Origin of the sequence: Pseudorhodobacter sp. (assembly GCF_034675685.1) — a bacterium.
In the GTDB taxonomy this organism is placed as follows: Bacteria; Pseudomonadota; Alphaproteobacteria; order Rhodobacterales; family Rhodobacteraceae; genus Pseudorhodobacter.
Window position 1 is genome coordinate 1 of sequence record NZ_JAUCDA010000006.1, and the last position, 23,613, is coordinate 23,613.

Here is a 23,613-nt window from a genome sequence, read left to right on the forward strand (position 1 = left end):
ACAATTACATGCCGCTTTCGGATTGGCGGGATGGGTACGAACATGCCGATGCTGACCATAAATCCATCTATGACCTGGAGTATCTGAGCCGCAATGTTTTGGGCGGCGAGGGATATGATTGGTACTATGACGGCCCTGAGGGCGAAGCCGCGCAGCGCCGTTTGCCAATTGAGGACGGCGCCCATGATGAGCCGTGGGTGTTTCGCTACAAAGATCTGAAAAGCTGGTGGCTGAATGAACATCATGAGCGGATAGATGGGGCCCGGCAGCCTGTGCCAACCGATTGGGTTCCACAATCAAAGCCTATTCGTTTCACCGAATATGGCTGTGCGGCCATCGACAAAGGCGCGAACCAGCCCAATAAGTTCCTTGATCCCAAATCATCGGAATCGAGCCTGCCAAACCATTCGAATGGCCGGCGCGATGATCTGATGCAGATGCAATATTTGCGGGCAATGGCGTTGGCATGGGCCAAGCCTGAAAACAATCCGGTATCGGCGATCTATGCCAAACCCATGCTGGATATGGACCGTGCGCATGTTTGGGCATGGGACGCGCGCCCGTTTCCGCAGTTTCCCAACAACGCGGCCCTTTGGTCTGATGGTGAGAATTATTCGCGCGGTCACTGGCTTACTGGGCGCAGCAGCAATCAGCCGCTTTCGCTTGTCGTTGCAGAGATTTGCGAACGCTCTGGCGTGAGGCAATCTGATGTGTCTGGTCTGTTCGGGGTTGTGCGCGGCTATGCACCCGAAGGGGTTGGCACCGCCCGCGCCGCCTTGCAGCCCTTGATGCTGGCCTATGGGTTTGAGGCGATCGAACGCGAAGGGCGGTTGATATTTCAAATGCGCGGCAATCAAAAGCCGGTCCCGATCGAACGTGAGCGGTTGGCCGAAACCGGCGCGTTGGCGGGAACCATAGAGACGATGCGCACGCCTGCAGCAGAAACGGCTGGCCGCGTTCGGATGAATTTCATCGAGGCCGAGGCCGATTTTTCTGCTCGGCAGGTGGAAGCGATCTTTCCTGATGAAGAAAGCTTTGGCGTGTCGCAGGGCGATCTTGCCCTGACGCTGACGGATGCCGAGGGGCGCAGCATCGCCGAGCGCTGGCTTTCCGAAGCGCGCGTTGCCCGTGACACCGCGCGGCTTGCCTTGCCGCGATCATTGGCCCATCTGGGGGCCGGCGATGTGGTTGAACTGGACGGGTTGACTTACCGCATTGACAGGGTTGAGCAAACGGAAACCTTGCTGGTCGATGCGGTCCGGGTAGAGCGGTCGGTCTATAGCCCTTCGGATGTGACCGACGAGCGCCGACAGGTCAACCAGTTTGTCGCCCCGGTTCCGGTCTATCCGGTTTTTCTGGACTTGCCGCTGTTGACGGGTAACGAGGCAGAGCATGCGCCGCATATTGCAGTGACGGCAAAGCCCTGGCCGCAATCGGTCGCGGTGTGGAGTGCGGTTCACGACGCCGGCTATGTGCTTAATCGGCTGGTCACGCGCCCATCGACGCTTGGCGTGACACAGACCCCCCTGTTGTCAGCCCGACCCGGACTGTGGGATAAAGGAAGGCCGCTGCGCATCAAGATGAGCCATGGCACACTTTCCGCAACGGACGCGCAGGGGGTTCTGGATGGTGCCAATGTGCTGGCCATCGGGGATGGAAGTTCGGACAATTGGGAGCTGTTCCAATTTGCAGACTGCACCCTGATCGAGCCGGGCGTCTATGAGGTCAGTCAACGCCTTCGCGGGCAGTTGGGAACCGATGGAAACATGCCCGAGGTCTGGCAACCGGGCAGTATCGTGGTGCTGGTGGACGCGGCACTGACGCAGATTGATTTGGCGCAATCTGCGCGGGGTTTGGCGCGCAACTATCGCATAGGTGCGGCAGGGCGCGGCATTGACGACCCTGAGGTCGTACATCGGGTAGAGGCGTTTTCCGGCATTGGCCTGCGGCCATATTCGCCCGCGCATTTAGGGGCGAAACTGCTGCCCAATGGCGACCGCATGATTTCATGGCTGCGCCGAACACGAATCGATGGCGACAGTTGGGAATCTTACGAGGTGCCCTTGGGCGAAGTACAAGAGCAGTATCTGATACGGGTTTTTGTGGTCGGCACCATGGTTCGCGAATTCACAACCACAACCAGCAGTTGGCTCTATACAAACGTAATGTTTCTTGCTGATTCCACGTTGGGGGGCGTGACGGTTTCAGTCGCGCAGATATCGGATCGGTTTGGGCCGGGCCGCTTTACCGAGCTGGCACTTTGAACATGGGGGGCAGATGCGCCAGATCCTGATCGGTGATATCATCGCGGCGGCACGATCATTGCTGGAAGTGCCGCCGCAGGCGTGGGCGCAGACTGCAACAACCATGCTTGATCATGCTCATATGGCTGACAAGGTGGTGAAACGCACAGGCGTGCCCCATCGAAAATGGGGCAATGGCAGCCTGATGGCCGCCGCCTTTCCAACACCGAAAAGCGCCGAGCCCTTTTTGAACAACCCTGCCTATATCGAGGCAATGCACCTTGTCTTGCAGCAGTTGATTGCCTGGAGGCGCGCCAACCGCAGGTGAAATCGGCGTCAGGACGCCGGAAACGACTGACCTGCGATGGACGTTGGCAGGTGTTTTCGCTTATAGTGTCGCCTTGAACATTCAGGAGACCAGCCTTGGCGGAAAAACAAAAGAAAGTCGCTAGCATTGATCCGGTTTGGCAATCTGTCTGCCAAGAGGCGGTGCAGGCTATTGCAGCAGAGCCGCTTTTGGGTGGGTTGATTCACTCCAGCGTTTTGCATCATCCCTCGTTTGAGCGGGCATTGGCTTACCGGTTCTCGCTAAAGCTTGCCTCTGCCGAGATGAGTGAGCAAATCTTGCGTGAAATTGCCGACAAGGCTTTTGCGTCAGATGCCCAGTTGGGACAATTCGCGCGGGCCGATATTACCGCCGTGCTGGATCGTGACCCGGCCTGCAACCGCTATCTTCAGCCATTGCTGTTTTTCAAGGGGTTTCAGGCGGTTCAGGCCTATCGCATTGGCCATTGGCTTTGGGCGCAAGGGCGGCAGGATTTGGCGTATTTCGTACAAATGCGGGTATCAGAGGTGTTTGGCGTTGATATCCACCCCGCTGCAAAAATTGGGCGCGGCATCATGATAGACCATGCCCATTCGATCGTGATCGGTGAAACGGCTGTTGTTGGTGACAATGTTTCAATGCTGCATTCTGTAACCTTGGGCGGCACCGGCAAGGAACATGGCGACCGCCACCCGAAAATCGGTGACGGTGTTTTGATCGGGGCGGGCGCGAAAGTCTTGGGCAATATCAAGATCGGGCGCTGTTCGCGCATCGCGGCAGGGTCGGTTGTTTTGCATGATATTCCGTGTTGCAAGACTGTTGCCGGGGTGCCCGCGCGCGTTGTGGGCGAGGCCGGGTGCGATCAACCCTCCATCACGATGGATCAGGTATTCGATCGTGAGGCCTGAACCGCATTGCCTTTGAATGAGAAACGGCCCGGCCATGAAATATGGCCGGGCCGTTTTGCTGTCTGGCCCAGATCAAGCCAGCATCGCCATCGGGTTTTCCAGGTTATCTATGACGGCCTGCAAAAAGGTGGCCCCCAAAGCGCCATCAATCACGCGGTGATCGACCGAAAGCGTCATCGACATGACGGTCGCCACCACTATCTCGCCCGCAGCATTGACAACCGGCCGTTTCACGCCGGCACCAACTGCAAGGATAGAGCCATGCGGCGGGTTGATCACGGCATCGAAATTATCAATTCCCATCATCCCGAGGTTGGAAATGGCAAAACTGCCGCCCTGATACTCATGTGGTGCCAGCTTTCTGGTTTTGGCACGGGTCGCCAGGTCTTTCATTTCTGCCGAAAGCGCCGAGAGCGACTTTTGATGTGCATCGCGCAAGACCGGTGTGAACAGTCCACCCTCAATTGCCACGGCCACCGCGACATCTGACGGCTTCAGCTTCAATATCCGATCTCCGGCCCATACCGCGTTGCAATCTGGCACGGTTTGCAACGCGTTGGCGCAAGCCTTGATGATGAAGTCATTGATCGACAGCTTCACCCCACGCCCTTCCAACTGTTTGTTGAGCGTGGCGCGAAAAGCCATCAAAGTATCAAGCTGCACGTCACGGCGCAGATAGAAATGCGGGATGGTTTGCTTGGCTTCGGTCAGACGGGCTGCAATGATCTTGCGCATACCGTCCAACGGAACCTCAGTATAGTCGCGGTCGGCGAACATCTTTTTCACCGTTTCGGCCAAGGCGCCTGTTGCCATTGCAGGCGCCGAAGTCGCTGCCGGTGCGGGGGCGGGGGCGGCTGCCGGGGCTGCGGTGCTGGTTGCTGCGGGCTTCGCAGCTTCAACATCGGCCTTCACAATCCGGCCATGCGGGCCAGAGCCGCTGATCTGCGCCAGATCAATGCCTTTTTCAGCCGCAATTCGCCGCGCGAGGGGGGATGCAAAGACGCGCGCGCCTGCGGGTTTCGCGGTTGCCGGGGCAGGGGCCGCGGTGACTTCAGCGGCCTCGGGTTTGGCGGTTTGTGCTTTGGCCGCGTCTTTTTGCGGGGTAACGTCGCTGGCAGCGGCGTCTTCGCCCTCTTCCAGCAGCACAGCAATAGGGCTGTTTACCTTCACCCCTGCCGTACCTTCCGTGATTAGAATTTTGCCGATGATGCCCTCATCGACGGCTTCAAATTCCATGGTGGCTTTGTCGGTTTCAATCTCGGCCAGAATATCGCCGGATTTTACCGTGTCGCCTTCTTTTACCAACCATTTTGCAAGCGTGCCTTCTTCCATCGTGGGGGAAAGCGCGGGCATTAAGATTTGTGTCGCCATTGCGTTTCTCCTTAGCGGTAGCAGACAGATTTAACGGCCTCGACCACTTCGGCGGTCGTGATCAATGCGTGTTTTTCAAGATTGGCAGCGTAGGGCATTGGCACATCCTTGCCGGTGCAGTTGATCACTGGCGCGTCCAGATAATCGAAGGCACGTTGCATGATCGTAGCCGAGATGTGGTTGCCGATCGACCCCACGGGCCAGCCTTCCTCAACCGTGACACAACGGTTGGTTTTCTGCACACTTGCCAGAACCGTGTCGTAATCAATCGGGCGCAGGGTGCGCAGGTCGATCACTTCGGCAGAAATCCCATCTTCGGCCAGCTTGTCCGCAGCTTCCAGCGCATAGGTCATGCCAATACCGAAAGACACGATTGTAACATCCGATCCCTCGCGCCAAATCCGGGCCTTGCCAAAGGGAATGGTGAAATCTTCCAGATCCGGTACATCAAAGGATTTGCCATACATGATTTCATTTTCAAGGAAGATCACCGGATTGGGATCGCGGATCGCCTGTTTCAGCAGGCCTTTCGCATCCGCCGCCGAATAGGGCATCACCACCTTCAGCCCCGGAACCATTGCATACCAAGCGGCAAAATCCTGGCTGTGCTGCGCCCCCACACGGGCCGCAGCGCCGTTGGCGCCCCGAAACACAATCGGGCACCCCATTTGCCCCCCCGACATATACAGCGTCTTGGCGGCCGAGTTGATGATCTGATCAATCGCCTGCATGGCAAAGTTGAAGGTCATGAACTCAACAATCGGGTTCAGGCCAGCAAAGGCCGCGCCCACGGCGATTCCGGTAAACCCATGTTCGGTGATCGGCGTATCAACCACGCGGCGGGGGCCGAATTCATCCAGCAAACCTTGGCTGATCTTGTAGGCCCCCTGGTATTCGCCAACCTCTTCGCCCATCAGAAACACCAGCTCGTTGGCGCGCATTTCTTCGGCCATCGCTTCGCGCAACGCTTCACGCACCGTCATGGTTTTCATCGGCGTGCCTTCTGGCCAATCGGGAGAGGCGTTGGATTTCACCTCGACCGCGGCGCTGACCGACTGTTTGGCGTTTGCATCGGCCCTTGGGGCCGTTTCGGTTTTGGTGGCGGCTGTTTCGGTGGGGGCGGCGGTATTCTCGGCGCTTTCGCCTTCCTCTACCAAAACGGCGATGGGCGTGTTGACCTTTACGCCTGCCGTTCCTTCCGCAATCAGCAGCTTGCCGACGATCCCCTCATCGACGGCCTCAAACTCCATCGTGGCCTTGTCGGTTTCGATTTCGGCCATGATATCACCGGCTTTTACGGTGTCGCCCTCTTTGACCAGCCATTTGGCCAAAGTGCCCTCTTCCATCGTTGGAGAGAGCGCCGGCATGAGAATTTTTGTTGCCATTATGTCTATCCCCCTCAGGCGTAAATATCTGTCCAAAGCTCGTCCAATGCGGGCTCCGGGCTATCTTTGGCGAATTCGGCCAACTCGTTGACGACCGCCTTGATCTCTTTGTCGATGGCTTTCAGATCGTCATCGGTTGCATGCCCCCCCTGAAGCAACAGGTCGCGGACATGCTCGATCGCATCTTTTTCATCGCGCATCTTTTGCACCTCTTCGCGGGTGCGGTATTTCGCTGGGTCCGACATGGAATGTCCGCGATAGCGGTAGGTGTGCATTTCCAGAATATAAGGCCCTTCGCCCGCGCGACAAACCGCAACTGCCTTTTCCGCAGCGGCCTTTACCGCCAGCACATCCATCCCATCCACGGCCTCGCCCTTGATGCCGTAAGCGGCACCGCGTTCCCACAAGGACGGCGATTTGGTCGAGCGTTTCATGCTGGTGCCCATGGCGTATTGGTTGTTTTCAATCACAAAAACGACCGGCAAGTTCCACAGCTCTGCCATATTGTAGGTTTCATAAACCTGACCCTGGTTGGCGGCCCCATCGCCAAAATAGGCAAAGGTCACATTGTCATTGCCGCGGTATTTATCGGCAAAGGCCAGCCCCGCACCCAAGGGCACCTGCGCACCGACAATGCCATGACCACCATAAAAATGCTTCTCTTTCGAGAACATATGCATCGAGCCGCCCTTGCCTTTGGAGTAGCCGCCCTCACGCCCTGTCAACTCGGCCATCACGCCCTTGGGGTCCATGCCGCAGGCCAGCATATGGCCGTGATCGCGGTAGCTGGTGATCCGTTTGTCACCCTCTTTGGCCACAGCTTCGATGCCAACGACGACCGCCTCTTGCCCGATATAAAGATGGCAGAAACCGCCGATCAGCCCCATCCCGTATAGCTGCCCCGCCTTTTCCTCGAAACGACGTATCAACAGCATCTCACGGTAAAACCCCATGAGCTCATCTTTGGATGTATTTGAAGTCTTGGGTTTCTTTTCCGCAGCCATGAAGCGCCCCTCCGTCAAAGGTTGAAGTAGTTCAGTATTAAACTAGTTTGCGGGCTTTGAAAAAACAAGAACAAAGCTGACGGGCGCGCCAAACACGAATGCACCGCAAAACTGCGGCGCCAAGGCGCCTCGCCTTGAATCTGCTTCACATAGCGCTGGCTGAAAAAAGATTTCAATGTGTTACGGGATGAGCCGTGCTTCAAGCCAAAGTCAAAACGCGATTGCGTTGGGGAAAGGCAGGCGGCGTCAGCGGATGACGATTTCGTCGGCGCGCAGATACCCCAGGACATCGCGGGCCTGTTCATCCAGAAGATCAAGGTCAAGATAGCTGTCAGACAGGCGGTGGGTCAGGTTTTTCATCCCGGCCAGTTCCGCCCGCAGGGCGTCGCGCTTGTCAATCAAGGCGCGTTCTTCGGCCCGCAACTGCACTTGCCGAAACACCCCATAATCACCCTGCACGGCGGCAAAGGTAAAGTAGCCGCCAAGGCTGACGGCCAGGATCATCAACAAAAGCGACGCGATTGCGGGGCGTGGTTTTGGCGGTGTCATCTGCGTGCTGCCTCATACCCCTCTCATGCGGGGGCTGGGGCTATGATGGCACAAGTGATCTGCAAAGGGAATCCCCCAAAACAGGGGAATTCCGGCATTTTGGCCTTTGGCTTGCGCCCCGGTTTTATCCGGCAACCGAGGCGGCATGGATGCTGCTGATCGCATGTGCCAGGGTTGCGTCAAAATCCGCCTCTGTTTGATCCGCACTCAGCCCTTCGGACAAGGCGCGGCTGAAGCTGGCGATGACACCCTTGTTTTGCGCGAGGATCTGGTTCGCCTCGTCCCGGCTATAGCCGCCCGAAAGCGCCACAACCTTCATCACGCCGGGATGATCGACCAAGGGCTGATAGAGGTTGGCTTTGGTGGGCAAGGTCAATTTCAGCATGACCTGCTGGCCTGCGGGCAGGGCATCAAGATGGCGCAGGATCGCGGCCAGAAGCAGGTCTTCGGCCGCGGCCTTGTCGACAATGGAAATCGTGACCTCCGGTTCCAGGATCGGCATCAGGCCCGCGGCGGTTACCTCGGCGCCCAAAGCGAATTGCTGGGCGACAATCATCTCGATGCCAAGCGCATTGGCGGCGTTGATCACCGAGCGTGCCTTGGTGCCGAAAATGCCCGCTTCGGCGGCACGGGCCAGCAAGGCCACCAACCCCGGAATGGGTTTCATCAGTTGTACACCATTGGCCTCTGCCTCCAGCCCCTTGTCGATTTTCAAGAAGGGCACAACCCCACGCTTTTCCCACAGATAGGTCGCTGTGGGGATGCCATCAATCGCGCGGTCCATGGTCTGTTCAAACAAGATCGCACCGATCACCTTGTTTCCGGTAAAGCCGGGCGATTTGATGATACGCGACCGCATGCTGTGGATCAGGTCATACATCTCGGATTCAGATGCATAGGCGCTTTCCTCAATGCCATACAGCCGCAGCGCCTTGGGGGTAGAGCCGCCGCTTTGATCAAGGGCCGCGATAAAGCCAGCGCCCTTGCGCATCTGTTCGGATTGTTTGCTGTTCGGCATGATTTTGTCCCACCTGTTCAAAAGGGCACAGCCCCGGTTGGACAGGACATAACGGCAAGCGCGCAACCGTTCAATTCTGTTGGCGCTAACGGCGCAAAGTTTAGCGCTCAGGCGCGTCGTTCAAGCAGGATGGCAAGCACCCAGGCAACAAGGGCGCGTGGGGCAAGGCGGGGCAGGTTTGCAAAAACGGTATTCAAGAATCCGGGCACCTTGATCCGCTTGCCTTTCTCCATCGCCGCCCAGCCCGATCTTGCCACCGATTTTGCCGAAGCCATGCCCATTCTTGTTACCAAGGTCGCTTTCTGGGCATCATCTGCGGCAAAGAACGCCGTCCTTGTGGCACCGGGGCACAGGGCCGTAATGGTCACACCCGTTCCGCGCAATTCTGTTGCAACAGCTTCGGACAGCGATAGAAAATAGGCCTTTGTGGCGTGGTACACCGCCATGTTCGGCCCCGGCAAAAACGACGCCACCGAGGCGACATTCAAAACCCGGCCAGAGCCGTGCTCGACCATATGCGCCACGGCGCGCTTCATCAAGATTGTCGCCGCCACCACATTGACCGCAATCGACGCGGCCTCTCTTGGCCAGTTATCCGCTTCGGCAAAGGGGCCATTGCGGCCAAGCCCCGCATTGTTCACCAAAATCGAGATATGGCGGTCAGTCGAAGCGTCGCGCCACAGCCTCTCAACGGCGGCGGCATCTGCAAGATCGGCAGGCAGCACCACCACGGCCACATGATATTCCTGTTCCAACTGCTGCGCGAGCGCTTGCAGCTTGTCTTCTTGCCGGGCGGTCAGGATAACATCAAACCCCGACTGCGCGGCCAGAATGGCAAATTCGCGCCCCAACCCTTCGGATGCTCCGGTAATCAGGGCCCAAACTGCCATCGTTCTATCCTTTCAAGACCGCAACGCCGGGCAGGTCTTTGCCTTCCATCCATTCAAGGAAGGCCCCGCCAGCGCTGGAAATATAGGTAAATTGTTCGGCCACACCGGCCTTGTTCAGGGCTGCCACGGTATCGCCCCCGCCCGCCACGGAAACCAGCGTCCCCGCACGGGTCAGTTCAGCAGCCTTTTGCGCGGCGGCATTGGTGGCGGCGTCAAACGGGGCGATTTCAAATGCACCCAGGGGGCCATTCCAGATCAGCGTGCGCGAAGCAGCAAAAACGCTGGCGATATTGGCGACGGTCTTGGGGCCTGCATCAAGGATCATTGCATCCTTTGGGCAAAGATCAACTGGCACCACCTCACTGTCGGCACCCGCCTTGAATTCCCGCGCCACGACGATATCCATGGGCAAGTGAATGGCACAGCCCGATTGGTCTGCCTTGGTCAGAATGGCCAGCGCGGTTTCGGTCATATCCCGCTCGGCAAGGCTTTTGCCAACCTCAATTCCTTGGGCCACAAGGAATGTATTGGCCATGCCGCCGCCGATGACCAGATGGTTGACCTTGGTCACCAAATTGCCCAAAAGCTCCAGCTTGGTTGATACTTTGGCCCCGCCGACAACCGCGACCACGGGGCGGTTCGGGGTGCCCAAAGCAGCCTCCAGCGCCGTAAGCTCCGCCTGCATCAGACGGCCTGCACAGGCGGGCAGCAGCCGCGCGATGCCTTCGGTGCTGGCATGCGCCCGGTGTGCGGCGGAAAAGGCATCATTCACATAGACCTCACCCAGGGCCGCCATGCTTGCCGCCAGCATGGCATCGTTCTTTTCCTCACCGGCATGAAAGCGGGTGTTTTCCAGCAAAACCACCTCATTCGCGCCCATTGCCGCGATTGCCGTCTTTGCCGGGCCACCAATGCAGTTACTGGCAAAGGTAATCTTGACGCCGGGCAGGGCGGCTTGCAACGCCGGCACAACCTGTTCAAGGCTCATCTCGGGCACCACCGTGCCTTTCGGGCGGCCGAAATGGGCCAAAAGCACGGGTTTGCCACCCTTGGCCAAAATATCGGCAACTGTGGGCACGATGCGCTCGATCCGTGTTGCATCGGTGACCCTGCCATTTTCCATCGGCACATTCAGATCAACCCGCACAAGCGCAACCTTGCCGGTCAGGGTCATGTCATCAAGCGTCTTCCAAGCCATTGCAGCCTCCTCGAAATCCATTCCCTCCCTTCGACCCTATCCCAGTGCTTTCGTCAATGGTTAGCCCTTTCCATCTGTGCCCCGGATGATTAGGTTGTGCGTCATAAAATCCATAGGAGCGCCAGATGGCTGATATCAAAGACCCCGAAAACACAATCTTGATGGAACTCAAAGGTGGCACTGTAACCATTGCGCTGCTTGCCGATGTGGCCCCGGCCCATACCGCGCGGATGAAGGAACTGGCCCGCGCCGGTGCCTATGACAACGTCTGCTTTCACCGTGTGATTGATGGTTTCATGGCCCAGACCGGCGATGTGGAGCACGGCAATATGGAGAACGGCTTCAACCTTGGCCGCGCCGGGACCGGCGGGTCAGACAAGCCCGACCTTCCGGCAGAGTTTTCCAAGCTGCCGCATGCGCGCGGAACCCTGGGCGCAGCGCGGTCGTCAAACCCGAATTCGGCCAACAGCCAGTTTTTCATCAACTTCAAGGACAATGATTTCCTGAACGGGCAATACACGGTCTATGGCCGCGTGATTTCCGGGATGGAGCATGTTGACGCGATCGCCAAAGGCGAGCCGCCCGCAGCGCCGGACCGGATGATCAGCGTCAAGGTGGCCGCCGATGCGTAAGGAAAACCTGATCGCGGGCGGATTTTTTGCCTTTGGCCTCGCCGTTCTGGGGGGGTGGGCGTTGTCTCAATCCGCCACGCCAGCGATGGCGCAGGCTGTCGATGGCCCCGGCCCCAACCTTGTGGTCGAGATTGCGGGCGAGGCAAATGGCAAGGTTGTCATTGATCTGTTGCCCGATCTGGCGCCCAAGCATGTGGCACAAATCACGGCGCTTGCCGAAGCTGGAAAATATGACGGGGTGGTCTTTCACCGGGTGATTGATGGGTTCATGGCCCAGACCGGGGATGTTCAGTTCGGAAAAGCGGGGGGCGATACCTCGCGCGCGGGTATGGGCGGTTCTGACCTGCCGAATATCCCGGCAGAGTTTTCCAACGAAAGCTTTGAGCGTGGCGTTTTGGGGATGGCCCGCAGCCAAAGCCCGGATTCGGCCAATAGCCAGTTTTTCATCATGTTTGCGCCGGGTCCGTTTTTGGACAATCAATATACGGTCGTGGGCCGGGTGATTGACGGCATGGATGTGGTTGACAAAATCAAGCGCGGGGCGGGTGCCAATGGCGAGGTTTCCGGGCCAGACCAAATGGTTTCCGTCACGGTTGAAAAATAAGCCCTTGGCCCGTCTCGCGTGATGCGGGGCGGGCCAATCGCGGCCGTTTCTGTCATGCGGCACGCAGACCGCACGCACAGGCTGGGCAACGCAGAGATAGCCTTGCCCACAACCGCGTGATGCGGCTTTTGCCCTGCCGTTTCTGGGCCGCACCGCCGGTTTGAACAGCGCTGCCCAGCAGGGGTTCAGTGCGTTTCAGGCAAGATTTGATACCGCATTGATCGCCAAGACCCTGCCGCGCCATGCGCCCAAGGCATTGGCGATTCAGGTTTTTTCCGAAACGCTATGGGGCAGTTTACAGTAATCCTCTATGGTTTTCACACAGCCCTTTTGCCAAAGACTGCCAAGCCATTTTACAAAAGCATCGGCAAAGGCAGGTTCGGACGCCAGATCGCCGTAGATGTGGCTTTGCTCCAACCATGCCATCGGTCGGGTTCTGGCGGCGCAGGCAGCCGTTTGAAGCGCGTTCCAATGTGGGTCATTGGCCAGGATCTGGCTACCATCTTCGCGGGTGCCTTCGCACATGCGCGCCCAGATCGCCTCGACCAGGGCCAGCCCCTCGATCGGCGTGCCCGATGCAAGGCCGTCCCGGATGATCGGCAGCAAGAACCCGGTATGACGGGACGAGCCATCAAAGGCAACGCGGCGCGTTGTGTCGACGATGGCCGGGTTGGAGAATCGCCGTTCGATAAGGTCGATATAGGCGGCGGGGGTCATGCCGGGCACAGGTTTCACATGCGGGGCGATCTCGGTGGTTTCGACCTTGCGAAACAGGGCGCGAATTGCCGGATGTTCCATACAGCCCGCGATGGTTGCGACAGACAGCACCTCGCCGGGGTTGGCGATGACTTGGTGACCCGCGTTCAGAATGCGGATTTTCATCACCTCATAGGCGTGGACATCATCGGTAAAGGTTGCCCCGACCTTGTCCCAATCGGGGCGCCCGGCGCAGAAAGCATCCTCGATCACCCATTGGCGATAGTTTTCATGGGTTACGGGGGCCGCATCCTCGATGCCAAAGTCGCGGGCCAGTACCAGTTCATTCGGGCCGGTTGCGGGCACGATGCAATCGACCATCGAATTTGGAAAACTGCAAGTCGCGTCGATCCAATCGGCCAGCACGGGGTCCGTCATCTGCGCAAGGCCGACGACGGTTTGCCGCAAATCGCGCCATTCCCTTGCAGATTATCGCAGCTTTGGCAGGTGAAGGGGCCAATCCCCTGCGCGCGGCGCAGCTTTAACGCGGCAACCATCGCGCCAAAGGCGGTTTTCGGGGTGTCAGGATGGGCTGCATCATGCAAGATGTCGGGGTGTGTCGCGTCAAAACCGCCGCCTTTCGGTGCGATGTAATAGCCCCCTTCGGTGACGGTCAGCGACACGATGCGGATCGCGGCGGCGGCCATTTGGCGGATCAGGGCGCCGTTGCCGTCTTCAACCGGAACAAAACCGATCATCGAGCCTGTCACCTCGGCTGATGTCTGTGAAGGCCCGAGTTCTATCAATGTGGTCAGGCAATCCTGGGCAAGCAGCTTGTCACGCATCGCCGCATCGGTGGCGCGTACACCTGCCCCGATGATCGCCCAATCATGGTTGATGCCAAGATCAAACAATCGGTGCAAATACCACGCCTGATGGCCACGGTGAAAGTTGCCAAGCCCGATATGCACGATTCCCGGTGTCAGGGTGGCGCGGTCATAGCGCGGCACCCGAACGGTTTTCGGCACGCTGGCCAGTGTGGCGTTGGACAATTTCATGCTAATGTTCCTATCAACTCATCCATTGCCCGCCGTCGACGTTATACGTCTGCGACACGATGTAATCAGACTCGGCCGAGGCCAGAAAAATCGCCATCCCCGTCAGGTCGTCTGGCGTTGCAAAGCGGCCTGCGGGCACACCAGCAGCCACTTCGGCCTTTTTCTGGCCGGGTGCTTTGCCTTCCAATTTGGCGAACATGCTGTCCACATGCACCCAATGCTCACCATCCACCACGCCGGGCGCGATGGCATTGACGTTGATGCCATGCTTGATCAGGTTCAGCCCCGCCGATTGCGTCATGGAAATGACCGCAGCCTTGGTGGAGCAATAGACCAGCACAAGGCTTTCGCCGCGACGACCCGCCTGCGAGGCCATGTTGATGATCTTGCCGCCATGACCTTGCTTGATCATCTGCACGGCTGCGGCCTGCATGGTGAACAGGGTGCCAGCCACGTTGACGGCATAGAGCCTGTCATAGCTGGCGCGGGTGATATCGACCGTTTCGGCCGCATCAAACAGCGCGGCGTTGTTGATCAAGATGTCCAGCTTGCCCGCGCGCGCCACCACCGCCGCCATTGCCGCGTCAATGCTGTCTTGATTTGTGACATCAAGTTCCACGGCATAGGCCGCAGCGCCAATCTCGGCGGCCGTGGCCTGCGCTGCCTGCAGGTTGATATCGGCAATGGCGACGGTGGCCCCTTCGCGCACATAAGCCTCGGCAAAGCCGCGACCGATACCGCGTGCAGAGCCTGTGATAAGCGCGGATTTTCCAGAAAGACGTGTCATGCGATGCGCAGCCCCTTGTCATTGAAACGGTGGATCTTGTCAGCGTCGGGCGTCAAATACACGGTATCGCCTGATTTCAACGCAACCTCGCCGGCGACGCGCACGGTGATGTCATCGACCAGCCCGGTATCATGCACATAAAAGAACGTGTCAGAGCCAAGATGTTCCGACACGCCAACCCGGCCTTTCCATGCCCCCGCCGTTGCCGACACCGACAGATGTTCAGGGCGGATGCCGATGGTGGTGGCATCGTGTTTTTTCGCCTCGGCCCCCGCGATCAGGTTCATTTTCGGGCTGCCGATGAAACCTGCCACAAACAGGTTGCGCGGGCGGTGGTACAGTTCCAGCGGGCTGCCGACCTGTTCGATATGCCCCGCGCGCAGCACCACGATCTTGTCGGCCATGGTCATGGCTTCGACCTGATCATGGGTCACATAGATCATCGTGGTTTTCAGGCGGGCGTGCAGTTCGGTAATCTCCAGCCGCATGCCAACCCGCAACGCGGCATCAAGGTTGGACAGCGGTTCATCAAACAAAAACGCTGCCGGTTCGCGCACGATCGCGCGGCCAATGGCCACCCGCTGACGCTGGCCGCCCGAAAGCTGGCCGGGTTTGCGGTCGATGTAATCGGTCAGATTCAGGATTTTGGCAGCATTTTCAATGCGGCGGTCCTGTTCGGCCTTGTCCATCCCCGCCATGCGCAGCGGAAAGGCGATGTTCTTGCGCACCGACATATGCGGGTAGAGCGCGTAGGATTGAAACACCATCGCAAGCCCGCGTTTGGCCGGGGGCGTCAGCGTGGCGTCTTTGCCATCAATGCGGATCTGGCCGCCCGTAACATCCTCCAACCCCGCTATCAGGCGCAAAAGCGTGGATTTACCGCAGCCCGAGGGGCCGACGAACACCACAAACTCGCCCTCTTCAATCGTCAGATCCAGCGGCGGAATGACCTCTACATCGCCAAAGCGCTTTGTCACCTTATCAAGGGTAATACGTCCCATAGTCTGAGCTCCTTATTTCACTGCGCCAAAGGTTAGGCCGCGGACGAGTTGTTTTTGGCTGAACCAGCCCATGATCAGGATCGGCGCGATGGCCATGATCGAGGCGGCGCTGAGTTTGGCATAGAACAACCCTTCGGGGCTGGAATAGCTGGCGATGAATGTGGTCAGCGGCGCCGCTTTGGCGGTGGCCAGGTTCAGCGTCCAGAAGGCCTCGTTCCAGGCCAGGATCACGTTCAGTAGCAAGGTCGAGGCGATGCCGGGAATGGCCATTGGCGTCAGCACATACAGGATTTCTTCGCGCAGGCCTGCGCCATCCATCCGTGCCGCTTCCAGAATTTCGCCGGGAATTTCCTTGAAATAGGTATAAAGCATCCAGACGATGATCGGCAGGTTGATCAGGGTCATCACGATGACAAGGCCGGCTCGGCTGTCCAGAAGGCCCGTAGAGCGGAAAATCAGGTATATCGGGATCAGCACCCCAACCGGCGGCATCATCTTGGTTGACAGCATCCACATCAAGATATCCTTGGTGTATTTGCCCGGCACAAAGGCCATCGACCAGGCCGCAGGCACCGCAATGATCAGCCCCAGCAGCGTGGAGCCGCCCGCAATCACAACCGAATTCCAGAAGTGCTTGAAGTAATCCGAGCGCTCCTGCACCGCGAAATAGTTTTCCAGCGTCCAGTTGAAGGTAAAGAATAGCGGCGGGTCGGCAATCGCATCGGCTTCTGATTTGAAGCTGGTCAGAAACGTCCATAGGATCGGAAAGAAAATCAGCAAACCCAAAGCCCAGGCCAGGGCGGTAAGGCCGATTTTGCGTCGTGTTGATATTGCACGGGCCATCAATAGTCCTCCGTCTGTGCTAATGGGGTTAGGAATCCAGGTTCTTGCCGATGGCGCGCATCAGGAAGATGGCAACGATATTGGCCAGAATAATCGCAATCACCACCCCCCGCAGACCCCGCACCGACGTCAAAGGACAGCAGGCTTTTGGCGTAAACCAGATAGGTCAGGTTGGTGCTGGCTGTGCCCGGCCCGCCATTGGTGGTGACCAGAATTTCAGCAAAGACCGACAGCAGGAAAATGGTCTGAATCAAGATCACAACTGTAATCGCGCGGCCAAGATGTGGCAGCTTGATGTAGAAAAAGCGGCTGAGGGGCGACGCGCCATCCATTTCGGCGGCCTCCAACTGCTCACTGTCAAGGCTTTGAATCGCGGTCAGCAAGATCAGCGTCGCAAAGGGCAACCATTGCCAACTGACGATCCCGATGATCGAGGCCAGCGGCGCCTGGCTAAGGAAATCATAAGGCTGCATCCCCAGCGCCTTGGCCGCAAAGGCAAAAAGGCCATTCACCGGGTTCATGAAAAAGTTCTTCCAGACCAGCGCGGAAACCGTGGGCATCACAAAAAAGGGCGCGATGACCAGAATGCGCACAATGCCTTGCCCGTACATCGGCATATCCAGCAACAAGGCAAACAAAACACCCAGAACAATGGTGATGATCAGCACGCCACCCACCAATAACAACGTGTTGCCCATCGCGCTCCAGAACGCGGGGTTGTTGATAAAGTTGGAATAATTGTCAAAACCGGCCCAGCCTTGCCGCTCGGGCGACAACAGGCGGTAACGGCGGAAGGAATAGTAGATTGTCATTACCAGCGGGATGAGCATCCAGACGAACAATAGAAACGTCGCGGGCGCAATCATCAGCTTTGCGGCAGAGCGGGAATGTTGTGTGGACATGGGAACCATCCTGCAAATGCGGTGGGGGTGTTCCAGCGTTTGATCTGGAAAAGGCAATGGGGCCGGCCAATTTTCTGGCCGGCCCCATCAGACAGGGCGGCGGCTTAGTTGTAGCCTGCTGCCTTCATCTCGGACACGGTCAGGCCTTGTGCTGCAGCCAGCGCATCGGCAGCCGACATCGTACCAGCCAGCGCAGCCGAGAACTGTTGGCCGACGGCAGTTGCAATGCCCTGAAATTCAGGAATGGCCACGAACTGAACACCTGTGTACGGAACCGGATCAACGGTTGGCTGCATTGGATCAGCCGAGTTGATGCTGTCGAGCGTCATTTTCGCAAAGGGTGCCGCGGCCTGATACTCGGCGTTCTCATAGAGCGAGGTCCGCGTTCCCGGAGGCACGTTCGCCCAGCCTTCCTTGGATGCAACAAGGGCGGTGTACTCTTTGGATGTGGCCCAGGCTACGAACTTCTTTGCGGCCTCGGGGGCATCGGTGCTGGTGGGGATAGCCAGCGACCAGGCCCAAAGCCAGTTGCCGCGCTTGCCCAGACCATTGTCGGGGGCCAGTGCATAGCCCATCTGATCAGCAAATTTGCTGTCATTGGGGTTGGATACAAAGGATGCAGCAACCGTCGCATCAATCCACATGCCACATTTGCCGGTTTGCATCAGGGACAGGTTTTCGTTGAACCCGTTGCCCGACGCACCCGGAGGGCCGTAGTTGGTCATCAGATCAAGATAGAAGTTCAGCGTATCGGCCCACGGCTTGCTGTCAAACTGGGCGTTCCAGTTTTCATCAAACCACTTTGCGCCAAACGAGTTGGACATCGCGGTCAGGAAGGCCATGTTTTCGCCCCAGCCCGCCTTGCCACGCAGGCAGATGCCATAAATCTCGGCGTCCTTGTCGGTCATCGCGGCGGCAGCTTCTTTGATAAACGCCCAGGTTGGCGCGTCGGGCATGGTCAAACCAGCCTTTTCCATCAAATCCTTGCGGTACATCACCATAGAGCTTTCGCCGTAGAAGGGCGCGGCATACAGGCTGCCATCCACCGACAGACCGCCAGCGATTGCGGGCAGCAAATCGCCCTTGTCCCATTCGGCAGGCAGGTCATCCAGCGATGTCAGCCAGCCTTGCTTGGCCCAGATCGGAACTTCATAGGTGCCGATGGTCATAACGTCGAACTGACCACCTTTGGTCGCAACATCGGTCGTGACCTTCTGGCGCAGGACGTTTTCTTCCAGCGTCACCCACTCCAGCGTGATGTCGGGGTTCTTCGCGGTGAAATCTTCGGTCAGACCCTGCATGCGGATCATGTCGCCGTTGTTCACGGTCGCAATTGTCAGGGTTTCGGCGCCGGCAGTGGCGGCAAAACCAACGGCAAGACCAAGTCCAACAGCCGAGTTCAGAAGTGTGCGTTTCATCGTCATGTAAATGACCTCCCGTTTTTTACATGTGTAAAAGATAGCGAGAGAAACCACCATTCGTCAAGAAATTTTTTTATCGTTCTTTTTCTGCGCAGCAGCATTGTTGCGCGTCTACGCGGATTCACGCAATTTCAAGACCCCATCAAACAACTGAATCTGGGGCTGCTTTACGCTGTTCTCATTTCGGATCAGGTCAACCAGACGCGAAACCGACGCCTTGCCAATAGCTTCCACATTTTGCGCAACGGTAGACAGGGCCGGGGTGGTAAAGGGGCAAAGCGGGTAGTCATCATGCCCGGCGATGCGCAAACCATCCTTGGCCGCACGCCCCGGCAGCAGGCCATGCCGCGATGCAGCACGGATCGCACCGATGGCAACACGGTCATTGACGCAGAGAATCGAGCGGTCCGTATAGGCCCCGCGTGAGAAATGCTGATTCAGCACCGCCTCGCCATGGGCCTCAAAATGCCAGTCCTGTGCGATCAGCTCTGTGCCGATCACAATCGGCGCATGCCCCAATGCCCGCATTTTTCCGATATAGGCGTTTTCGCGTTCTATCGCGTTGAAGTTGACGCGGGGCATGGCCAGGAAAATCGGGGGCCGACCGACGCGGCACAGGTATTCTGTCATGATACCAGTGCTTTGAATGTGATCCGTGCCGACAAAATCCACGTCAGGCATGGTCTTTGGCCGGGAATCCACCAAGACAAAGGGCAGGCGGGCCCCTAGCCGTCGATAGGTTTCCGGGTCGCTTTGGTTCCCCAGGGGCGCTACCAGGGCGCCATCCACGCTCATGGACATCAGCGTTTCTGCCGCCCGCGCCTCTATCGTCGGGTCGGAATGTGAGCATTGTGTGATGACCGTGAACCCCGCATCCATTGCGGCGATTTCAATGGCTTCAAGCAGCTTGGTAAAGAACAGATCGTTCAGATAGGGAATGATGACGCCAATGATTCCCGTCGTCTTGCGGTTCATCCGCGTTGCGAAAAAATTCGGCACATATTCGACCCGCTCAAGACCAAGGCGGATCTTTTCCGATGTTTTGCCCCGCACGCTGTCGGGGCTTTGGAAATAGCGCGACAAGGTCGGGCGCGATACGCCAATGGCCTCTGACAGCTCCTCCATCGTGTTGATCGTTGGCTTTACCATGCAGGTCCCCTTTTCTGTCGTCCCCAAGTTGGCTGGTAGCATCCAAGGTTGATGAGGCACAGTCCGACATTTTTTTACGCGTGTAAAGCGTTAGGGTCTGGGGGCGGTGCAGCAATGCAAGTGGCCCCGGTGTGTTCCGGGGCCTTGCTCTCTCTATGCAAAAGAATCAGGACGGGCTGCGCGGGCTTTTACGCTCTTTGGCGGGGGGGGGCAGCGGGCCAGCATGAATGGCCCAAAACCATGCGGAGCGCAGTCCAAGGATCGAAAGGCAGGATCTTTGATCAAGGCTTTTGCGCGCGCGCCTTGGTGCATCCGGCGCAGCGCACGGCCAACCGACGGATAAGCTGCGAAATCGTTACAAATGGGCTTGCCCAGGGTGGCGGTCTTGGGCAAGCCGGGGGTGTTTCAGGCCAATCCCATCACCGTATCACATGCACCGAGCATTTTGCATGGCGCACCACCACGGTTGCAGTCCCCCCTAAAAAGTAATCTGTGATGTTTGGCTTGTGCGAATTGAGGACAATGCAGTCAACATCGTTCTTTTCGGCCCAATCCAGAATGGTCCGGCCGGAATGGCCCTCAATCAGCACGGCACGCCCATTTTTAAAACGCTTGGCCAAAACAGAAAGCTGGTCGTAAATGGCTTGTTTCAGGCCAAGATCATAATCTTCGGGCATATAGGCGATCGCATAGCTTGGCACTTCATCTTTGACATGCAGCACTGTCACGCGTGTAGGGCCGTCGGCCAATTTTGCGGCCACTTGCAACGCCCGTTCGGGGTCTTTTTCTTCATCAAACGCGATGGCGACCAGAATATGTTGAAACATCGACTTCTCCATTCGATTACGGGTGCGGGCGAAGACATCAGATAAGGAAGCGTAACAACACATTCACGAAGTTAGAAGTGGCTATTTTGTCATGTGGGGTGGCCGCAAGCCGGGCACGGTGCAGATCGTCGTTATTTGCCGATGGGCTGCGGCCTTTGGGGCCACAATGGCCGCAGCCTGGTTCCAGCGCTGTGCTGGTTACTGGGCGGCATCCAGATTGGCGCGGGTTTCATCAAGATCCTGGCTCATTGCGGCGGCCAGATCGCGTTCCAGCTGCAAGGCGCGCGCGACATAAGCATCATTCAGATGCACAGGTTGCCCCGGCACCCATAAGGCGGCAAGATCACGCAGGGCTGCGCGCTCTACCTTGAAATAGGTCTGTGACATCTTCGAGGCCTCGTAATCGGTGAAGCCGATGTTTTCCAGCACATAGCGCCCCGCCCGGATAGAGCTGTCATAGGTTTCGCGTACAATATCATTGGCCCCGGCGCGGTACAGCGCGAACACATGCGGGCGGTCATACGCGCGCGCAATGATATGCAGATCGGGGCGCTGTTTGCGGGCATGAGTCACGATTTTCAACGCGTTTTCAGGGCTATCCACGGCGACGACCAAAACCGACGCCTCTGCCAGCCCCGCCGCTTCCAGCAACTCTGGCCGTGTCGGGTCACCAAAAAAGCCTTTGGCCCCAAAGCGGCGCATCTGCTCAATCGCGCCCATATCACTGTCCAGAACGACGGTGGAGCCACCGCTCATCCGGACCAGACGGTTGACGTTCTGGCCAAACCGCCCGATGCCGGCAATGATGACCCGGCCTTGCTCATCTATCTCATCTGCCGGGCGTTCGGTTTCGCGCGCCTTCATCCGCCGTGCCAGCGCCTCATAGCCGATGAACAGGGCCGGGGTCAGCAGCATCGACAAGCTGATGATCAACAGCACGATTTCCGCGATGGAAGGGGGCAGGATCGACTGTTTCCGCGCAAAGCTGACCAGCAAAAAGCCAAACTCGCCCGCTTGTGCCAGACCCAGGGCAAACAGCCAGCGGTTATGCCCGCGAATCTTGAAGATAAGCGACAGGAACAGCAACACCCCGATTTTCAGCGCAATTACCGCCAGCGTCAGCGACACCACCAGCAACGGGTTGGCCAACAGCACGCCAAAGTTGATCCCGACGCCAACAGTGATGAAAAACAACCCCATCAAGATGCCCTTGAAGGGCTGAATATCGGCCTCTAGCTGATGCCGGAACTCTGAGTTGGCCAAAACCACCCCGGCCAGAAAGGTGCCCAAAGCAGGTGACAACCCGACCAACATCATCAAAAAGGCAATCCCCAGCACCATCAGCAAGGAAATGAACGTGCTCATTTCCGGCAAGCGCGAGGCATGGACAAAGCGGAAGATCGGCCGGGTCAGAAAATGCCCGACCAGCATGATGCCGATCACGATGCCCAGTGTCATCAGCGTCACCGCCCAGCCCGGCAGCGATTGTACAAGTGTCAGCAATGGCTCGGCGGCCCCGGTTGCATGGTCATCGGTGGCAGCAATCCCGGCACCGTTGTTGATGCCAAAGGTTGACGCCGTTATCCCCTCGGGCAGGCCGGTGCCACTGATCGCCAGCAGCGGAATGATCGCCAAAATCGGCACCACCGCGATATCCTGGGTCAGCAGCACGGCAAAGGTGGCCCGCCCGCCGCCGGTTCGCATCAGGTTCTTTTCTGACAGGGTTTGCAGCACGATGGCGGTGGAAGACAGGGAAAACAGCATTCCCAGCGTCACCCCGACCTGCCAGCTGAACCCCAGCCAATGCGCCACCAGGGCAATGGACGCCGTGGTCAGCACCACCTGCAAGCCCCCCAGGCCGATCAGCTTGTGCCGCATATCCCAAAGCGCGCGTGGCTCCAGCTCCAGCCCGATCAGGAACAACATCATCACCACACCAAATTCGGCAAAATGTTGCAGGTCTGCGGTTTCCGTACCGGCAAGCCCCATGATCGGCCCGACCAGAATCCCTGCCGCAAGATAGCCCAGCACAGACCCCAGCCCAAGCCGGACAGCCAAAGGCACGATAAGCACAGCCGCGCCAAGGTAGATTGAGGCCTGAAGCAGAAAACTTTCCATGGTTATCCTTTTTTGGTGCGTAACAACTGGGTGGGGCAGGCCGGCAATCAGGTTGGCAAGGCGGTGTCGGGTTTGAACTGATCCATCACAATCTGGCTTTGCGCCCGCGATACCGCCGGATGCGGCAGCAGAACATCATGGATCAAGCTGTTCAGCCCGGCCAAATCGGCACACCAGACCCGCAGCAGATAATCCGCCTCGCCTGTCAGGGTCCAGGCGCTGATAATCTCGGGCCGCTGGGAAATCAGATTGGCAAAACTGCGCACGCCGTCGGGGGCATGGCTGGCCACCTGAATCTGCACAAAGGCCTGCACCGTCAGCCCCACAAGGTCAGGGTTCAGCCGCGCCGTGTACCCCGTGATATAGCCTTCGGCCTCCAACCGTTGGCGGCGCCGTCCGGCCTGTGAGGCCGAAAGGTTCAGGCGCTCGCCCAATTCCTGCGCCGTCAGCATTGCGTTTCGCTGAACTTCGCTTAGCAGGCGGGAGTTTAGATCATCCAGCAATGCGCAATCCTCGCAGTAAATGGCAATAAGACGCGCGCTTCACGCATGCCCAACGCAAGTTTATCAAAAAATGTGCAAAGTTACGATGACAGATGCGATAAACTTTTGTTACGCAAATTCATGGTTTTCACGGAATGTTTCCCATATCCAGCCGCAACGGCCTGCCTTTCGGCTGAAAACC

At 58.0% G+C, this 23,613-nt stretch carries 20 protein-coding genes and 2 pseudogenes; 5 read left to right on the plus strand and 17 right to left on the minus strand.

Features of this window, described 5'->3' with window-relative positions; translation table 11 throughout:
- The 3 genes from VDP61_RS06640 to cysE all read left to right on the plus strand — a co-directional run.
- On the plus strand, positions 1 to 2,264 hold a 2,264-nt coding region (locus tag VDP61_RS06640; RefSeq protein ID WP_323006167.1), incomplete at its 5' end, for a baseplate multidomain protein megatron.
- Between the two features lie 13 nt (positions 2,265 to 2,277).
- Positions 2,278 to 2,571 (plus strand): hypothetical protein, encoded by a 294-nt coding sequence (locus VDP61_RS06645; protein WP_323006168.1) that lies wholly within the window; start codon positions 2,278 to 2,280, stop codon positions 2,569 to 2,571.
- Positions 2,572 to 2,666: 95 nt separating this feature from the next.
- Positions 2,667 to 3,476: a serine O-acetyltransferase gene (gene cysE / locus VDP61_RS06650; protein WP_323006169.1), complete on the plus strand. Its 810-nt coding sequence runs from the start codon at positions 2,667 to 2,669 to the stop codon at positions 3,474 to 3,476.
- Positions 3,477 to 3,548: 72 nt separating this feature from the next.
- Here the strand turns inward: cysE and VDP61_RS06655 are convergent, their stop codons facing one another.
- The 7 genes from VDP61_RS06655 to VDP61_RS06685 form a co-directional block, all read right to left on the minus strand.
- A complete protein-coding gene (locus VDP61_RS06655; protein ID WP_323006170.1) occupies positions 3,549 to 4,847 on the minus strand; it encodes a pyruvate dehydrogenase complex dihydrolipoamide acetyltransferase in 1,299 nt (432 codons plus the stop codon).
- Positions 4,848 to 4,858: 11 nt separating this feature from the next.
- Positions 4,859 to 6,232: a pyruvate dehydrogenase complex E1 component subunit beta gene (locus VDP61_RS06660; RefSeq protein ID WP_323006171.1), complete on the minus strand. Its 1,374-nt coding sequence runs from the start codon at positions 6,230 to 6,232 to the stop codon at positions 4,859 to 4,861.
- A 14-nt stretch (positions 6,233 to 6,246) separates the two neighbouring features.
- Entirely contained in the window at positions 6,247 to 7,236 is a 990-nt protein-coding gene (gene pdhA / locus VDP61_RS06665) for a pyruvate dehydrogenase (acetyl-transferring) E1 component subunit alpha (protein WP_323006172.1), read from the minus strand.
- A gap of 246 nt (positions 7,237 to 7,482) precedes the next feature.
- Positions 7,483 to 7,785 (minus strand): FtsB family cell division protein, encoded by a 303-nt coding sequence (locus VDP61_RS06670; RefSeq protein ID WP_323006173.1) that lies wholly within the window; start codon positions 7,783 to 7,785, stop codon positions 7,483 to 7,485.
- A 124-nt stretch (positions 7,786 to 7,909) separates the two neighbouring features.
- Complete coding sequence (locus tag VDP61_RS06675; RefSeq protein ID WP_323006174.1) at positions 7,910 to 8,803, minus strand: fructose bisphosphate aldolase; 894 nt, start codon at positions 8,801 to 8,803, stop codon at positions 7,910 to 7,912.
- 107 nt (positions 8,804 to 8,910) lie between these two features.
- A complete protein-coding gene (locus VDP61_RS06680) occupies positions 8,911 to 9,693 on the minus strand; it encodes an SDR family oxidoreductase (protein WP_323006175.1) in 783 nt (260 codons plus the stop codon).
- Positions 9,694 to 9,697: 4 nt separating this feature from the next.
- The gene (locus VDP61_RS06685; protein ID WP_323006176.1) at positions 9,698 to 10,891 is read right to left on the minus strand and encodes a phosphoglycerate kinase; all 1,194 of its coding nucleotides are present in this window, start codon (positions 10,889 to 10,891) and stop codon (positions 9,698 to 9,700) included.
- Between the two features lie 125 nt (positions 10,892 to 11,016).
- Here VDP61_RS06685 and VDP61_RS06690 point away from each other — a divergent pair, with 125 nt between their 5' ends.
- Both VDP61_RS06690 and VDP61_RS06695 read left to right on the plus strand, forming a co-directional pair.
- Positions 11,017 to 11,523 carry a peptidylprolyl isomerase gene (locus tag VDP61_RS06690; RefSeq protein ID WP_323006177.1) on the plus strand — a complete coding sequence of 169 codons (507 nt, stop codon included), beginning with the start codon at positions 11,017 to 11,019 and terminating at the stop codon, positions 11,521 to 11,523.
- Positions 11,516 to 12,127 (plus strand): peptidylprolyl isomerase, encoded by a 612-nt coding sequence (locus tag VDP61_RS06695; protein WP_323006178.1) that lies wholly within the window; start codon positions 11,516 to 11,518, stop codon positions 12,125 to 12,127. Before VDP61_RS06690 ends, VDP61_RS06695 begins: the two co-directional genes overlap by 8 nt.
- Before the next feature lie 264 nt (positions 12,128 to 12,391).
- On the opposite strand, the pseudogene VDP61_RS06700 reads toward VDP61_RS06695, so the two are convergent.
- From VDP61_RS06700 to VDP61_RS06745, 10 genes and pseudogenes are all read right to left on the minus strand, one after another.
- Positions 12,392 to 13,881 (minus strand): annotated as a pseudogene (locus tag VDP61_RS06700) (mannitol dehydrogenase family protein).
- 13 nt (positions 13,882 to 13,894) lie between these two features.
- A complete protein-coding gene (locus VDP61_RS06705; RefSeq protein WP_323006179.1) occupies positions 13,895 to 14,668 on the minus strand; it encodes an L-iditol 2-dehydrogenase in 774 nt (257 codons plus the stop codon).
- A complete protein-coding gene (locus tag VDP61_RS06710; protein ID WP_323006180.1) occupies positions 14,665 to 15,669 on the minus strand; it encodes an ABC transporter ATP-binding protein in 1,005 nt (334 codons plus the stop codon). Before VDP61_RS06710 ends, VDP61_RS06705 begins: the two co-directional genes overlap by 4 nt.
- Positions 15,670 to 15,681: 12 nt before the next feature.
- A complete protein-coding gene (locus tag VDP61_RS06715) occupies positions 15,682 to 16,512 on the minus strand; it encodes a carbohydrate ABC transporter permease (protein ID WP_323006181.1) in 831 nt (276 codons plus the stop codon).
- Positions 16,513 to 16,540: 28 nt separating this feature from the next.
- A pseudogene (locus tag VDP61_RS06720) lies at positions 16,541 to 17,414 on the minus strand (carbohydrate ABC transporter permease).
- 104 nt (positions 17,415 to 17,518) lie between these two features.
- Complete coding sequence (locus VDP61_RS06725) at positions 17,519 to 18,832, minus strand: ABC transporter substrate-binding protein (protein WP_415234355.1); 1,314 nt, start codon at positions 18,830 to 18,832, stop codon at positions 17,519 to 17,521.
- A 114-nt stretch (positions 18,833 to 18,946) separates the two neighbouring features.
- Positions 18,947 to 19,984 (minus strand): LacI family DNA-binding transcriptional regulator, encoded by a 1,038-nt coding sequence (locus tag VDP61_RS06730; RefSeq protein ID WP_323006183.1) that lies wholly within the window; start codon positions 19,982 to 19,984, stop codon positions 18,947 to 18,949.
- Between the two features lie 419 nt (positions 19,985 to 20,403).
- Positions 20,404 to 20,811, minus strand: a complete 408-nt coding sequence (locus tag VDP61_RS06735; RefSeq protein WP_323006184.1) for a universal stress protein — start codon at positions 20,809 to 20,811, stop codon at positions 20,404 to 20,406.
- Positions 20,812 to 21,009: 198 nt separating this feature from the next.
- A complete protein-coding gene (locus VDP61_RS06740) occupies positions 21,010 to 22,929 on the minus strand; it encodes a cation:proton antiporter (RefSeq protein WP_323006185.1) in 1,920 nt (639 codons plus the stop codon).
- Between the two features lie 47 nt (positions 22,930 to 22,976).
- Entirely contained in the window at positions 22,977 to 23,432 is a 456-nt protein-coding gene (locus tag VDP61_RS06745; protein WP_323006186.1) for an Lrp/AsnC family transcriptional regulator, read from the minus strand.
- Between the last annotated feature and the right edge of the window lie 181 nt (positions 23,433 to 23,613).

What these genes read in the sequence shown, in the direction of transcription:
- VDP61_RS06645 (WP_323006168.1), top strand. Translation starts at nt 2,278, where the DNA reads ATGCGCCAGATCCTGATCGGTGATATCATCGCGGCGGCACGATCATTG.
- VDP61_RS06655 (WP_323006170.1), bottom strand. Translation starts at nt 4,847, where the DNA reads ATGGCGACACAAATCTTAATGCCCGCGCTTTCCCCCACGATGGAAGAA.
- VDP61_RS06660 (WP_323006171.1), bottom strand. Translation starts at nt 6,232, where the DNA reads ATGGCAACAAAAATTCTCATGCCGGCGCTCTCTCCAACGATGGAAGAG.
- pdhA (WP_323006172.1), bottom strand. Translation starts at nt 7,236, where the DNA reads ATGGCTGCGGAAAAGAAACCCAAGACTTCAAATACATCCAAAGATGAG.
- VDP61_RS06670 (WP_323006173.1), bottom strand. Translation starts at nt 7,785, where the DNA reads ATGACACCGCCAAAACCACGCCCCGCAATCGCGTCGCTTTTGTTGATG.
- VDP61_RS06675 (WP_323006174.1), bottom strand. Translation starts at nt 8,803, where the DNA reads ATGCCGAACAGCAAACAATCCGAACAGATGCGCAAGGGCGCTGGCTTT.
- VDP61_RS06680 (WP_323006175.1), bottom strand. Translation starts at nt 9,693, where the DNA reads ATGGCAGTTTGGGCCCTGATTACCGGAGCATCCGAAGGGTTGGGGCGC.
- VDP61_RS06685 (WP_323006176.1), bottom strand. Translation starts at nt 10,891, where the DNA reads ATGGCTTGGAAGACGCTTGATGACATGACCCTGACCGGCAAGGTTGCG.
- VDP61_RS06690 (WP_323006177.1), top strand. Translation starts at nt 11,017, where the DNA reads ATGGCTGATATCAAAGACCCCGAAAACACAATCTTGATGGAACTCAAA.
- VDP61_RS06695 (WP_323006178.1), top strand. Translation starts at nt 11,516, where the DNA reads ATGCGTAAGGAAAACCTGATCGCGGGCGGATTTTTTGCCTTTGGCCTC.
- VDP61_RS06705 (WP_323006179.1), bottom strand. Translation starts at nt 14,668, where the DNA reads ATGACACGTCTTTCTGGAAAATCCGCGCTTATCACAGGCTCTGCACGC.
- VDP61_RS06710 (WP_323006180.1), bottom strand. Translation starts at nt 15,669, where the DNA reads ATGGGACGTATTACCCTTGATAAGGTGACAAAGCGCTTTGGCGATGTA.
- VDP61_RS06715 (WP_323006181.1), bottom strand. Translation starts at nt 16,512, where the DNA reads ATGGCCCGTGCAATATCAACACGACGCAAAATCGGCCTTACCGCCCTG.
- VDP61_RS06725 (WP_415234355.1), bottom strand. Translation starts at nt 18,832, where the DNA reads ATGAAACGCACACTTCTGAACTCGGCTGTTGGACTTGGTCTTGCCGTT.
- VDP61_RS06730 (WP_323006183.1), bottom strand. Translation starts at nt 19,984, where the DNA reads ATGGTAAAGCCAACGATCAACACGATGGAGGAGCTGTCAGAGGCCATT.
- VDP61_RS06735 (WP_323006184.1), bottom strand. Translation starts at nt 20,811, where the DNA reads ATGTTTCAACATATTCTGGTCGCCATCGCGTTTGATGAAGAAAAAGAC.
- VDP61_RS06740 (WP_323006185.1), bottom strand. Translation starts at nt 22,929, where the DNA reads ATGGAAAGTTTTCTGCTTCAGGCCTCAATCTACCTTGGCGCGGCTGTG.